The organism is Bradyrhizobium sp. ORS 278 (assembly GCF_000026145.1).
Lineage (GTDB): Bacteria > Pseudomonadota > Alphaproteobacteria > Rhizobiales > Xanthobacteraceae > Bradyrhizobium.
This window is the reverse complement of sequence record NC_009445.1, coordinates 7,427,742-7,441,108: the sequence shown is the minus strand read 5'-3', so window position 1 is coordinate 7,441,108 and position 13,367 is coordinate 7,427,742. Positions and strand designations below refer to the sequence as shown.

Sequence of the window (13,367 nt, the reverse complement as noted above, 5' to 3'; positions counted from 1 at the left end):
TGCTTGGTGATCCAGTCCGCGGGTTTGTCGTTTTTTGACCATGCCAGTGTGATGCATTCTTCCAGCCAGCAGAGGAACAGATCATGCGCAAGGTGATGATGATGGCGGCCGGCCTCGTCGGCGTTGCACTCGTCAGCGGTGGTGACGCCACGCCGGCCGCCGCCGGAGGCTACGATTATCCCTGGTGCGTGCAGGGCAGGGGTGTCGGTTATCCCGGCGACTGCTCCTACCAGACCTTGGAGCAATGCAAGGCGAGCGCCTCGGGGCGCGGCGTCGCATGCGGCATCAACCCGCGCGTGGCGTTCGATCCGGCCCGGCGGGGCCCGACCGTCTATGTCGACATGCCGCCGCCTCAGCGCGTGCACCGCTACAATTACTACTGAGCCGTCCTGACCGTCCGGATGCCCGACAAGGGTATCCGGGTCGCCCGCGAGGAGCCGTCTTGCAACGACTTTGTGATCGTGTATACTTTGTATCGCAAAGTTAATTCGGGCGGGACCTACGTCAGACATGCGCGACCTCGACAAGGCGCTGGCAGACATCATCGCCATCCGCAGCCAACTCGCCGCTGGAACCGCGTTTCGCGGCTACGGACCCGCAACGATGGCCGGAACGGCCGCCGTCGCCTTGATCACCGCGCTTGTCCAGCAGTTCGTCCTGCTGGATCCGACCGCCGAACCACTGGTGTTCCTGCTCGGCTGGGCGGCCGCGGCCTGTGTCTCGCTGATCATCATCTGGGTCGAAATGCGCGCCCGGTCGCAGCGGCATCATTCTGGCCTTGCCGATGCGATGATCCATCAGGCCGTGGAGCAGTTTCTGCCCGCGGGCATCGCCGGCGTGCTGCTCGCCGTGCTGTTGTGGAAGTTCGCGCCGGAGGCGCTGTGGACGCTGCCCGGGCTGTGGCAGATCCTGATGTCGCTCGGGGTCTTCGCCTCGGTGCGCTCGCTGCCGCGCTCGGTCGCGCTGGCCGGCGCGTTCTACTTCATCGCCGGCTTCGCCGTGCTGCTGCTCGGCAGTCTCACGCATCAGCTGTCGCCCTGGACGATGGGGCTGCCCTTTGCGGTCGGCCAGGCGCTGATGGCCGGCATTCTGTATTTCGCGACCGGAGATTCCGATGTCGAAGACTGACGGCAGTGCGCCGTTCTCCTATGACGGGCTCGACCGCGTCATTCACGAGAAGGCCCGGCTCGGCCTGCTCACCTCGTTGATGGCACATCCGAAGGGGTTGGCCTTCGCCGACCTCAAGCAGCTCTGTGGCCTGACCGACGGCAACCTGTCGCGCCATCTCCAGGTGCTGCAGGAAGCCGGCTTGGTGGAGGTCACCAAGGGCTACGAGGGCAACCGGCCGCATACGAGTTGTCGCCTGACCAAGGCCGGACGTCATCGCTTCCTCGATTATCTCGCCGTGCTCGAGCGGCTGGTCCGCGACGCGGCCGCGGCGGCCGGCAAGGACCCCACCCCATCCTCGGCCAGTCTCATCCACGGCCGCGCCTGACCGTTTCATCGCGTTTTTTTGACCTGGAGCTTTGCAATGCAAAGTAGTCTGCAACCGAAATCGCCTGCTGTGGTCGACGGCCTTCATGTCGGCATCATCATGGACGGCAACGGCCGCTGGGCGACGCGCAAGGGCATGTCGCGGCTGCGCGGCCACGAGGCGGGCGTCGAGGCGATCCGCCGCATCGTCGAGGCCGCGCCGGATCAGGGCATCGGCACGCTGACGCTCTACGCGTTCTCCAGCGACAATTGGCGTCGGCCGCGTGCCGAGGTCGCCGCCCTGATGGCGCTGCTCCGGGTCTATCTCGCCAGCGAGGTGGAATCGCTGGTGCGCAACGGCGTTCGCCTCAACGTGATCGGCCGCCGCGATCGGCTGCCGGGCGGCATCGCCGATGCGATCGCTCGCGCCGAGCAGGCGACGCGCGACGGCCGCACCTTGCATCTGCGCATCGCCGTCGACTACTCGGCGCGCGACGCGATCCTCAATGCCGCGGCGAAGGCAGGCAGCATCGAGGGCCTGACCCGTCAGACATTCTCCGATCTCGTGACCGGAGAGGCAGGCTTGCGCGACGTCGACCTGATCATCCGCACGTCCGGCGAGCAGCGGCTGTCCGACTTCCTGTTGTGGGAAGGCGCTTATGCCGAGCTGCACTTCACGGATCGGATGTGGCCCGATTTCGACGCGGCCGACCTTGCCGAAGCGCTGGCCTCGTTTCATGGCCGGGAGCGCCGCTTCGGTGGCCTTGAGGCCGTGCCGCTCGCGCCGGCAACGTCCTGACAGTCGATCTCCCACTGACCGTGACCGCGCAATCTTTCCGCGCATCCGGGAATCATCTACCGCTCGTGTCACGAGCGCAGAGATCTCATGATGAAGCACAAGCCGCACCGGTCCGCCGGCAAATCTCCGGTCAAGTCCGGGTCGGCGGGCCGCGCCGATACGGCGGAAGCGCTGTGTGACGCGGCGCTGCGGCTGTTGCGGGCCGGCCAGCTAACGAAGGCGGAGGAGACCTGCCGCCGCGCGCTGACGCTGGACGCCGCCTCGATCGATGCTCTGCAGGCGATGGGACGCGTCTGTGTCGCGCTCAAGCGGTTCGACGATGCCATCGAATGGTTTGCCCGTGCCATCCGGCAGGACGTTTCGGTCCCCGACTCCTTCATCGGCCTCGCCCAGGCGCTGCGGCTTGCCGGCCGGCTCGACGAAGCGATCAAGGCCTATGATCGCGCGCTGCAGCTGCGGCCGGACGCCGTCGAGAGCTGGGACGCGCTGAGCGAACTGCTGCAGCTGACCGGCCGTCATGCCGAGGCGGCGCTGGCGTGTGACCGGCTGCTGCAGCTGGCGCCCGACCGCGCCCCGACATGGTTTCGTCTCGGCGAGTCGCTGGAGGCCGAGGGACGTCGCGACGAGGCGGCGCTGGCGTTCGAACAGGTGCTCAAGCTGCAGCCGGATCATGTCGACGCCGCCAACAAGGCCGGCGCGGTCCATTTCGATGCCGGGCGGTATGTCGAGGCGATCGCGCAGTTCGATCAGTCGCTGCGGCAGCAGCCGGACCAGGCCGGCGTGCTGTGCCTGAAGGGCATCTCGCTGCGGCGGCTGCGCCGCTACGACGAGGCGCAGCCTTTCGGCCAGCGCGCGCATGCTTTGGCGCCGCACGACCCCGACATCGCCAACAGCTATGGCTGCATCCTGCAGAATCTCGGCCGCCATGACGAAGCGATCACGGTGTTCGAGAAGGCGATCGCCATCCGGCCGCAGACCGCGGATTTCCACAATCACCGCGGCACCTCGCTGGCCGAATTGCATCGATTCGACGAGGCATTCGCGAGCTTCGACCGCGCCATCGCGTTGCGGCCGGATTTCGCCGATGCGCATTGGAATGCCGCCTTGTTCCGCCTGCTGGCGGGTGATTTCGCGCGCGGCTGGGCGGCGCGTGAATGGGGGCGTCAATGCCGCGCCGTCGGTTTCGTGGAGCGCAGCTTCGACGTGCCGATGTGGCTCGGGGATGATCCGCTGGAGGGCCGGACCATCCTGCTCCACAGCGATGAGGGTCTTGGCGATACCATTCAGTTCGCGCGCTACGCGACGATGGTCGCCGCGCGGGGCGCGCGCGTTGTGCTCGAGGTCGATGCGGTGCTGCAGCCGTTGCTGTCGGGCGTGGACGGCGTGGCGCAATGCCTTGCGCGCGGCGTCGACGCGGTGCCTGCGATCGACATCCATTGTCCATTGTCCAGCCTGCCGCTCGCCTTCGCGACCCGCCTCGACACGATTCCAGCTGCGCCTGCCTATCTGCCGCGCCCGCCCGACGCGCGCCGCGCCCTGTGGCAGCAGCGACTCGGGCCGCGCGACCGTCTGCGCGTCGGCCTCGTGTGGTCCGGCAACCCCGCGCATCTGAACGACCACAACCGGTCGATGCCGCTGGCGATGCTCGCGCCGCTGCTCGATCTCGATGCGCAGTTCGTCAGCTTGCAGAAGGGCATACGGCCCGCCGACCAGACGGTGCTCGCCGCGCGTGGCGACATCCTCGACCTCACAGCCGATATCCGCGACTTCGTCGACACCGCCGCACTGATCGACGATCTCGATCTCGTCATCACCGTCGACACCAGCGTCGCGCATCTCGCCGGCGCCATGGGCAGGCCGACCTGGATCATGCTGCCATACACACCCGACTATCGCTGGCTGCTCGATCGTGACGATAGCCCCTGGTATCCGAGCCTGCGGCTGTTCCGCCAGGATGCGCGCCGTGATTATGGCGATGTCGTTGCGCGCGTGCGCGCGGCCCTGAAACCGCGCGTGGCGGTGTTCGCAACGACTGTCACACGCTAACCGGAATGTGATCGCGTTCGTGCGACGAGCGGCGTCGCTGCGCCGGACCGTTTGAGCTGAGTCAACGGAATTTTGCTGCGCTGTGGCAAACCGGACGCGTGTCGAGGATGGCCGAGGCGTTCGGAGATGAGTCAAAAGGATACGCAGCTCGTGGCGGATGCGCCGCCGCTGGCGAACACCAACGCTGTCGCCCCTGTTCCCACGGAAGCCGCGACACATGTGCCCGTGCCGCATGTGCCGGCGAAAAAACGGCTGCGCTGGCCTTTGTTGCTCTTGTTGCTCGCCGTCGGTGCCGCCGGAGGCGGCGGTTATGTCTGGTGGCAGCGCCTGCATCCGCCGCTGCCGCCCGGCATCAGCGTCAGCAACGGCCGCGTCGAGGCCGATGAAATCGACATTGCGACCAAATATGCCGGCCGCGTCGCCGAGCTCAGCGCCGACATCGGCGACCTCGTCGAATCCGGACAGATCGTCGCGCGGATGGACAGCAAGGAGCTGCAGCAGTCGCTCGCCAAGGCGCAGGCGCAGGCCGAGCAGGCGCAGCACGTGGTCGATCAGGCGCGGGCCAGTCTCGCGCAATTGCAGACGCAGAAAACTCTGGCCGAGCAGGAGATGGAGCGGACGCGCAGCCTGTTGCAGAACGGCTGGACCACCAAGGAGACCGCCGACCAGCGCCAGCAGGCGCTCGATGCCGCCATCGCCGGCCTCGCCGGATCGCAGGCGCGCATCTCCGAGGCCGAGCGCGCGCTCGAGGCCGTTCGTCACGACGTCGCGCTCTATACGGTGCAGATCGCCGACAATTCGCTGATCGCGCCGAAGGCGGGCCGCATCCAGTATCGCCTCGCCAATGTCGGCGAGGTGCTGGGCGCGGGCGGCAAGGTCTTCACCATGCTCGACACTGGTTACGTCTACATGGACGTGTTCCTGCCGACGGAGGAGGTCGGGAAGATCAAGATCGGGAGCGACGCCCGTATCTTGCTCGATGCCTATGCCGATCATCCCATTCCGGCAAAGGTGTCGTTCGTCGCGAGCCAGGCGCAGTTCACGCCGAAAACCGTCGAGACGCGCAGCGAGCGGGACAAGCTGATGTTCCGTGTCCGCGTGCGCGTCGATCCGGCCAGGCTTGCGGCCCATGCCGACGCGGTGAGGAGTGGGTTGCCGGGTGTCGCGTATGTCCGATGGGGTTCCGATGTCGCCTGGCCGGCCCGCCTGCAAGCCGCGCCATGAGCATCGCCGCGCCTCCGGTCGCGGTCGTGAGGCATCTGTCCCATCGCTACCGCGACGTCACCGCGCTCGACGACGTCTCGATCGAGATTCCGAGTGGCTGCGTCATCGGCCTGATCGGGCCCGACGGCGTCGGCAAGTCGTCGCTGTTGTCGATCCTGGCCGGCGCACGCGCGATCCAGGCCGGCGAGGCCGTCGTGCTCGGCGCCGACATGGCCGACCGGCGCGCGCGCCAGCAGGTCTGCCCGCGCATTGCCTATATGCCCCAGGGGCTCGGCCGCAACCTCTATCCCGATCTCAGCGTCTATGAGAACATCGCCTTCTTCGCGCGTCTGTTCGGGCAGGCGAGGGCGGAGCGGGACTGGCGCATCGCCGAACTGATGGGCGCCACGGCGCTCGCCGACTTCGCCGGCCGTCCCGCGAAAAAGCTCTCCGGCGGCATGAAGCAGAAGCTCGGCCTGTGCTGCTCGCTGATCCATGATCCGGACTTCCTGATCCTCGACGAGCCGACCACCGGCGTCGATCCGCTGTCGCGGCGCCAGTTCTGGGACCTCATCGACCGGCTGCGTGCGCGCAGTGTCAGCCGCATGAGCGTGATCGTCGCCACCGCTTATATGGAGGAGGCGAGCCGCTTCGACTGGCTGATCGCGATGAACGACGGCCGCATCCTTGCGACCGGCACGCCGGCCGAGCTCAAGGCGCAGACCGGCGCCGCGACGATCGAGGATGCGTTCGTCGCGCTGCTGCCGCTGGATGCATCGCGCGATCATGCCGACACCGACATGCCGGTGAAGACCGCGCTCGACGGCAGCCACGAGACCGTCATCGTCGCGCGCAACCTCACCTGCCGCTTCGGCGACTTCACCGCTGTCGACGACGTCAGCTTCCAGATCCGCAAGGGCGAGATCTTCGGCTTCGTCGGCTCCAACGGCTGCGGCAAAACCACCACGATGAAGATGCTGACCGGGCTGTTGCCGCCGACCAGCGGCGAGGCGCTGATCTTCGGCCGCTCGATGGAGGCCGGCAATCACGAATCCCGCAGCCGCGTCGGCTACATGTCGCAGGCGTTCTCGCTGTATGGCGAGCTCACGGTGCGGCAGAATCTCGTGCTGCATGCCCGGCTGTTTCATCTGCCGCTGGCCGCGGCCGAGCAACGGATCGCCGAGCTGATCGAGCGCTGCGACCTGGCCGATCATCTCGACGGGCTCGCGGCCGAGCTGCCGCTCGGCATCCGGCAGCGGCTGTCGCTCGCTGTGGCAATCGTGCACAAGCCCGATCTGCTGATCCTGGACGAGCCGACCTCGGGCGTCGACCCCGTGGCGCGCAATCAGTTCTGGCGCCTGTTGATCGAGCTGTCGCGCCGTGACGGCATGACGATCTTCGTCTCGACCCATTTCATGAACGAGGCGGCGCGCTGCGACCGGCTGTCGCTGATGCATGAGGGGCGTGTGCTGGCGACAGACACGCCGGACGGGCTGATCCGCGCCAAGCAGGCGCAGACGCTCGAGCAGGCCTTCATCGCGTTCCTGGAGCAGGATGCCGGTGTCGCCGATCCGCCGGCCACGCTGACGCAGGCGCAGCCCGCTCCTCATCGTCAGCAGCGGCCGATGGTCCAGCGCGCCTTCAGCCCGCGGCGGCTGCTCGCCTACACGATCCGCGAGGGGCTCGAGCTGCTCCGCGACCCGATCCGGCTGATGTTCGCGCTGTTCGGGACCGCGTTCCTGATGATCGTGATCGGTTTCGGCATTTCGACCGACGTCAACAACCTGACCTTCGCCGCGCTCGACCGCGATCAGTCGCCGGAGAGCCGGGCCTACCTCGCGGAGCTGCGCGGCTCGCGCTATTTCGTCGAGAAGCCGCCGCTTGCCGACTACGCCGAGCTGGAGCGGCGGATGAAGAGCGGGGACATCAAGGCCTCGATCGAGATCCCGCCGAATTTCGGCATCGACATCAAGCGCGGCCGGCCGGCCTTCGTGTCGGCCTGGATCGACGGTGCGATGCCGTTCCGCGCCGAAACGATTCGCGGCTATCTCGAAGGCACGCATCAGCTCTATCTGTCCGACCCGGCCGTCAAGACCGCGCGGCCGCAGGCCGCCTCGCCGGTCGGTGTCGAGATCCGCTTCAAGTACAATCAGGCGTTCGACAGCATCTATGCGATGGCGCCGAGCACTATCGCGCTACTGCTGGCGCTGTTTCCGGCGATCCTGATGGCGCTCGCGGTGGTGCGCGAGAAGGAGCTCGGCTCGATCACCAATCTCTACGTCACGCCGGTGACGCGGCTGGAGTTCCTGGTCGGCAAGCAGCTGCCCTATATCGCGGTGGCGTTGGTCAATTTCGCGCTGATGGTCGTCATGGCGCTGACGCTGTTCCGTGTGCCCATGAAGGGCGACGGCCTGCCGCTGGTCACCGGCACGATCGTCTATGTCGTCACCACGACCGGCTTCGGCATGCTGATCTCGACCTTCTGCCGCACCCAGATCGCGGCGCTGTTCGGCACCGCAATCCTCACTGTGCTGCCGGCCACGCAATTCTCGGGCATGCTGGTGCCGGTGTCGTCGCTGTCCGGCGTCGCCCGCATGATCGGGATGGGCTTTCCGATGACCTACTATCGCCCGATCACCGTCGGCACCTTCACCAAGGGGCTCGGCTTCGCCGATCTCGGCGCCGATATCCTGATGCTGCTCGTCTTCATCCCGGTGCTGACCGGGCTCAGCCTGCTGATGCTGCCGAAGCAGGAGCGCTGAGCCATGCTGCGCTCGCTCGCCAATATCTTCTGGCTCGGCACCAAGGAGCTGCGCAGCCTGTTCGGCGATGTCGTGCTGATCGGGCTCGTGATCTATTCGTTCACCGTGGCGGTGATCAGCCAGGCGCAGAGCAACTCGCAGGAGCTGCACCGCGCCTCGATCGCCGTGGTCGACGAGGACAATTCCGAGCTGTCGCGCCGCATCGCGGCGGCGTTCCTGCCGCCTTATTTCCAAAATCCCGTCTTCGTTACCCAGCGCGAGGTCGAGCCGCGGATGAACAGCGGCCGCTTCACCTTCGTGCTCGACATTCCGCCGAATTTCCAGCGCGACATGCTGGCCCGGCGCAAGCCGTCGGTGCAGGTCAATGTCGACGCCACGGCGATGATCCAGGCCGGCATCGGCTCGGGCTATGCGCTGCAGATCATCTCGACCGAGGTCGGCTGGTTCGTCGCCCGCTCGGATGCATCGGTGGAGTCGCCCGTCAATCTGGTGACGCGGATCGCCTTCAATCCCAACGTGACGACCGCATGGTTCGAGGGCGTGATGGGCATCATCAACAGCGTCACCATGCTGGCCATCATTCTGGCAGGTGCCGCGCTGGTGCGCGAGCGCGAGCATGGCACCATGGATCATCTGCTGGTCATGCCGCTGTCGCCGTTCGAGATCGCGATATCGAAAATCTGGGCCAATGCGCTGGTCATCGCGGTCGCCGTTGGAGTGGCGCTCTACGTCGTCGTGAGGTGGTACCTGCAGGTGCCGATCATGGGCTCGATCCCGCTGTTCCTGGCCGGCACCGCGCTCTATCTGTTCTTCGCGACCGCAGTCGGACTGTTCCTCGGCACCATCGCGCGCTCGATGCCGCAGCTCGGATTGCTCTACATTCTGGTCGCCGTGCCGATCAACATGCTCTCGGGCGGGATGACGCCGGTGGAGAGCCAGCCGGTGTGGCTGTCCACGATCATGAAGGCGTCGCCCTCGACGCATTTCGTGTCGTTCGCGCAGTCGATCCTGTATCGCGGCGCCGGCATCGATGTGGTGTGGCCGCAATTCGTCGCGGTCGGGGCGATCGGTGCGCTGGTGCTTGCGCTGACCTTGCGGCGATTCAGGGCGGCGATCGCGTCGGCGGGCGCATAGGCGATGCCCGCCAGTCCCGGATCGAAGAGCCTCGGCTGACCCGAGGCCCTTCGGAGAGAAGGCGGCGATCAGTAGCGGGCGGCGACCGGGCTGCCGAGCTTGTAGTTCACGCCGATCCGGACCGTGTGGAAGGTGAAGTCCTGGGACAGACGCTCGACATAGTTGAAGCCGGGAGGCGCGAAGGTGCTGCCCGGAACATAGCCGGAAGTGTAGTTGATGCTGCCGAGGTCGGTGTAGAGATACTCGGCCTTGACGGTCCAGTTCGGCGCGAAGGCATGCTCGACGCCGGCGCCGATGGTCCAGCCGGCACGGGTCTGATCGGCCGAGCCCGTCTTGTTGTAGCCGTTGCCGGAGGTCAGGTCCCAGCTGCCCTTCACATTGCCGACGGCCAGACCGCCGGTGACGTAGAGCAGGGTCGTGTCGATGGCGTAGCCGGCGCGGCCACGCAGCGTCATGAACCAATCGTTTCGGATGCTCTCGTTGAACGTCCGGGTCGTCGGCACGTTCACGCCGGTGTATACGACACGCTTGTTCACGCCCGATCCGTTGATGTCGGCCTCGATGCCGAACACGCTGGGACCGGCCTGCCAATTGTAGCCTGCCTGCAGGCCGCCGACGACGCCGGACGGATTGAGGCGGTTGTTGCTGATCGCCACGAACTGATTCTGGAAGGGGACGGGTTCGGTCGCCCAGCTGCTGGTCTGATCGAGCGTGGTGCCAAGGTTCGAGCGGCCCCAGCCATAACCGATGTTGCCGCCGAAATAGCCGCCGGTCCAGTTGTAGATCGCGGCCGGAGGCGGCGCCTTCGTGTAGCGGGCGGACAGATCGGCAGCGAAGGTGCTGAGCGAACTCGCGATGAGCAGCGAGACAGCCGAGGCAAGCGTTTTCATGACCACAATCCTCATACAAATTCAGCAACGTTCGGACATGTTCTTCTCACACTTCGGGCTGCCCGGCTGTAGTCGAACTACAACACTCGCATCCCTATGCGTCTGTGACGATGTCACTAAGTATCTGTGATAACGTCACTTTCAGAGCCCGTCCGCTTAACCTTAAGGACCTGTAAGCGTGCCGGGAGGGGTCAGGGCCGGTCCGCTGATATCCTCCCGCTGACAAGACCCGGACAATTCGATGCATTCGCTTAGGCAAGGATTTGCCAACCATGAGAACGCGCCATCCCGGCCGCTAACGATTTCGCAAAGCGGCGGCGTGCACCTTCGGCACGTCCCGAGGGGACGGAGAGGGGAGAGCAATCATGACGACGACTGGGGAAGCGGTTCTCGAAAATGTGCGGCGCTATCGCACCATCGCCTCCTTGTACCGCCAGACGGCCGCATTCCGTCCGCATCAGCGCGACTCGCTGCTCGCGCAGGCCGCGGAATGGGAAAGCCGGGCCGTCGCCGAGCTCGAGGACTACTTTGTTTCCCGCCAGGCGCCTTCGCAGCCGCCGGCCAATCTGAACTATCACACGCCCGCTTACACGCCCTCGCCCTGGCAGATGGCCGCGGCCTAGTTCGACAAGCGGCATCAGTCCCGTGGCGCGGTCCTCGCCCGAGCTGGTGCTGCACGGGACCCTCCGCGATGCGCCCGCAAACGCTGTCGCATTGTCAGGCTTGTCCGGGATGACTGCGAAAAGGGTGCTACTCCGTCGCCATCCGCGCGGCGGCGAGCAGGCCGATCAGGGCGGTCAGCGCGGCGACGCTCATCGCGTTGATGGAGACCAGCGAGGCGTAGCTGGCGTCGGCGACGCGCATCACCGGCGCGCCGAGCCGGAAATCGACCAACAGATACGATACGAAGGGGAGCGCGAGGAGCGGTAGGGAGGGGATGCGCTCGTCCGGGCGGAACAGCAGGGCACCAAGCAGCGCGCACGGGATGAGGAACAATTCGACGCCGCTCTGCGCGCCGAACAGCTTGACGCAGAACACCGTGTTCGCGGTGCCGGCCAGCACCATCAGAGCGCGGCCGGCGAACGGATTGCGACGGGCGAGCACCGGCACCGCGGCGAACAATGGCGTCGTGATCAGGGTCAGCCAGGCCGGCCATGCCGCCGTGCCGGCGATGGCGTGAAGATACAGCGGGTAGAACGGCTGGTTGGAGACGATGACCAGCGCGACCTTCGCGGCGATGTCGGACTGCGGATCGTCGGCGGATGCATAGGCCTGCACGGCGGCCAGCCAGCGTCCGAACACTTTACCCATTCACTCCAACCTCGAATCCGCAGTCGACAGGCGCGCAGCATTCAATGAATGCAGCGCTTGATGTGAGCGCACAACGCGCGCCGATGAGAGCCGGATCATGTGTCGCCCGCAAGGCCAATCACGTGTTCAGCGCGGTCCGGATCATGCGGGCGAGATCCGCACTCTGATACGGCTTGGTGAGCAGCAGCACGCCGGCGTCGAGGCGGCCGTGATGCACGATCGCGTTCTCGGTATAGCCGGACGTGTACAGCACTTTCAGGTTCGGCCGCCGCTTCAGCGCCTCGATCGCGAGCTGACGCCCGTTCATTCCGCCGGGCATGATGATGTCGGTGAACAAGAGATCGATGCGCGCCGGGCTGTCGATCAGCGACAGCGCCTCGTCGGCCTTGCTCGCGGCCAAGGTCGTGTAGCCAAGCCGCTTGATCTGCGCAATGACATATTCGCGCACCAGCGAATCGTCCTCGACGATCAGGATCGTTTCGTCACCGCGCTCCATGCTGGCCAGACTGGCCTCCAGCAGCAGCACGTCAGCATCTGCCGTAGCTTGCGGCAGATACAGCTTCACCGACGTGCCGTGACCGGGCTCGCTGTAGATCTTGATGTGGCCGTTGGACTGCTTGACGAAGCCGTACACCATGCTGAGTCCGAGGCCGACGCCCTTGCCGACGTCCTTGGTGGTGAAGAACGGCTCGAACACCTTGTCCAGCAGATTGGATGGAATGCCTTCGCCGGTGTCGCTGACCGCGATCATCACGTAGTTGCCGGGTATGACCTCCGGATTCATTCGCGCATAGGCGTCGTCGAGCAGGACGTTCTTGGTCTCGAGCGTGAGCTTGCCGCCGTTCGGCATCGCGTCGCGGGCGTTCAGCGCGAGGTTGAGGATCGCCGTCGACAGCTGGCTCGGGTCGATCATCGCCGGCGCGGAATCGTGCGCCAGCATCGATTCGATCTCGATCTGCTCGCCGAGGGTCCGGCGCAGCAGCCGCGCGGTGTCGACCACCATGCCGTTGATGTCGACGCTGCGCGGCTGCAGCGGCTGGCGCCGCGCGAAGGCCAGCAGGTGCTTGGTGAGGTCGGCGCCGCGCGCCGCCGCCGAGTTGATCAGGCTGGTGATCTGCACCAGTTGCGGACGGTCCTTCACTGCCTCGGCGAGGATCTCAATCGTGCCGGTGATCACGGTCAGGATGTTGTTGAAGTCGTGGGCGACGCCGCCGGTGAGCTGGCCGATCGCCTCCATCTTCTGCGCCTGACGCACCTGCGCCTCGGTGGCCTCGATCTCCTGGAAGCGCTTGACCATGGCCTCGGCGGTGCGCCGCTGCCGCGTCTCCTCCTCGAGCTGCGCATAGGCGAGCTTCAAATCGGCGCGCGAAGGCATCGTCAGAACCCTCGGCAACAAGAGCATCAGCGCCGCGGCGATGCCGACAGACATGAAAGCCAGGAAGCCCTTCGTCGCCGCCTCCAGCACATAGGCCGGCACCCAGAGCGTGAGCACCTCGATCAGGCGCGTCAGTCCGCAGACGGACACCCACAGCGCGAACGCCCAGAAGATGTAGCTGAACTGGAAGTCGCGGCGGCGAAACACGATGTAGCCGAGCACGAAAGCGATCGTGAAGAACGCGACGGAAATAAGGACGTCGGAGACTGCGTTCACCCAAATCAATTCAGGCGTCCACAGCAGGCACTCGCCGTGCGGCGTGAGCATCGACATCTCCAGCGTCCCCAAACGTGCAGCCGACGGACCGTGTCGTC

The 13,367-nt window shown here is 66.0% G+C and carries 12 protein-coding genes; 9 read left to right on the top strand and 3 right to left on the bottom strand.

Going from position 1 to position 13,367, the window contains the following annotated elements; translation table 11 throughout:
* Positions 1 to 83: 83 nt before the first annotated feature.
* The 8 genes from BRADO_RS33075 to BRADO_RS33040 all read left to right on the top strand — a co-directional run bounded on the left by BRADO_RS33075 (position 84) and on the right by BRADO_RS33040 (position 9,417).
* On the top strand, positions 84 to 383 hold the full coding sequence (locus BRADO_RS33075; RefSeq protein ID WP_012030569.1) for a DUF3551 domain-containing protein: 300 nt from the start codon (positions 84 to 86) through the stop codon (positions 381 to 383).
* Positions 384 to 510: 127 nt separating this feature from the next.
* Positions 511 to 1,128: a hypothetical protein gene (locus BRADO_RS33070; RefSeq protein ID WP_012030568.1), complete on the top strand. Its 618-nt coding sequence runs from the start codon at positions 511 to 513 to the stop codon at positions 1,126 to 1,128.
* Positions 1,115 to 1,495 carry a transcriptional regulator gene (locus tag BRADO_RS33065; protein WP_012030567.1) on the top strand — a complete coding sequence of 127 codons (381 nt, stop codon included), beginning with the start codon at positions 1,115 to 1,117 and terminating at the stop codon, positions 1,493 to 1,495. The genes BRADO_RS33070 and BRADO_RS33065 overlap by 14 nt, the downstream gene beginning before the upstream one ends.
* 36 nt (positions 1,496 to 1,531) lie before the next feature.
* Complete coding sequence (locus BRADO_RS33060) at positions 1,532 to 2,272, top strand: di-trans,poly-cis-decaprenylcistransferase (protein WP_012030566.1); 741 nt, start codon at positions 1,532 to 1,534, stop codon at positions 2,270 to 2,272.
* A gap of 90 nt (positions 2,273 to 2,362) precedes the next feature.
* Complete coding sequence (locus tag BRADO_RS33055) at positions 2,363 to 4,318, top strand: tetratricopeptide repeat protein (protein ID WP_041757959.1); 1,956 nt, start codon at positions 2,363 to 2,365, stop codon at positions 4,316 to 4,318.
* A gap of 126 nt (positions 4,319 to 4,444) precedes the next feature.
* Positions 4,445 to 5,542 (top strand): HlyD family secretion protein, encoded by a 1,098-nt coding sequence (locus BRADO_RS33050; protein ID WP_041757248.1) that lies wholly within the window; start codon positions 4,445 to 4,447, stop codon positions 5,540 to 5,542.
* Positions 5,539 to 8,283: a ribosome-associated ATPase/putative transporter RbbA gene (gene rbbA / locus BRADO_RS33045; RefSeq protein WP_012030563.1), complete on the top strand. Its 2,745-nt coding sequence runs from the start codon at positions 5,539 to 5,541 to the stop codon at positions 8,281 to 8,283. Before BRADO_RS33050 ends, rbbA begins: the two co-directional genes overlap by 4 nt.
* 3 nt (positions 8,284 to 8,286) lie before the next feature.
* Positions 8,287 to 9,417, top strand: a complete 1,131-nt coding sequence (locus tag BRADO_RS33040; protein ID WP_012030562.1) for an ABC transporter permease — start codon at positions 8,287 to 8,289, stop codon at positions 9,415 to 9,417.
* Positions 9,418 to 9,485: 68 nt separating this feature from the next.
* On the opposite strand, the gene BRADO_RS33035 is transcribed toward BRADO_RS33040, so the two are convergent.
* Positions 9,486 to 10,307 carry an outer membrane protein gene (locus tag BRADO_RS33035; RefSeq protein ID WP_041757247.1) on the bottom strand — a complete coding sequence of 274 codons (822 nt, stop codon included), beginning with the start codon at positions 10,305 to 10,307 and terminating at the stop codon, positions 9,486 to 9,488.
* Between the two features lie 365 nt (positions 10,308 to 10,672).
* Here BRADO_RS33035 and BRADO_RS33030 point away from each other — a divergent pair, with 365 nt between their 5' ends.
* Complete coding sequence (locus BRADO_RS33030; RefSeq protein ID WP_041757246.1) at positions 10,673 to 10,930, top strand: hypothetical protein; 258 nt, start codon at positions 10,673 to 10,675, stop codon at positions 10,928 to 10,930.
* Between the two features lie 127 nt (positions 10,931 to 11,057).
* Here BRADO_RS33030 and BRADO_RS33025 read toward each other — a convergent pair whose 3' ends face one another.
* Together BRADO_RS33025 and BRADO_RS33020 are read right to left on the bottom strand one after the other, a co-directional pair.
* Positions 11,058 to 11,618 (bottom strand): hypothetical protein, encoded by a 561-nt coding sequence (locus BRADO_RS33025; RefSeq protein WP_012030559.1) that lies wholly within the window; start codon positions 11,616 to 11,618, stop codon positions 11,058 to 11,060.
* 118 nt (positions 11,619 to 11,736) lie between these two features.
* Positions 11,737 to 13,326 carry an ATP-binding protein gene (locus tag BRADO_RS33020; RefSeq protein WP_041757245.1) on the bottom strand — a complete coding sequence of 530 codons (1,590 nt, stop codon included), beginning with the start codon at positions 13,324 to 13,326 and terminating at the stop codon, positions 11,737 to 11,739.
* Between the last annotated feature and the right edge of the window lie 41 nt (positions 13,327 to 13,367).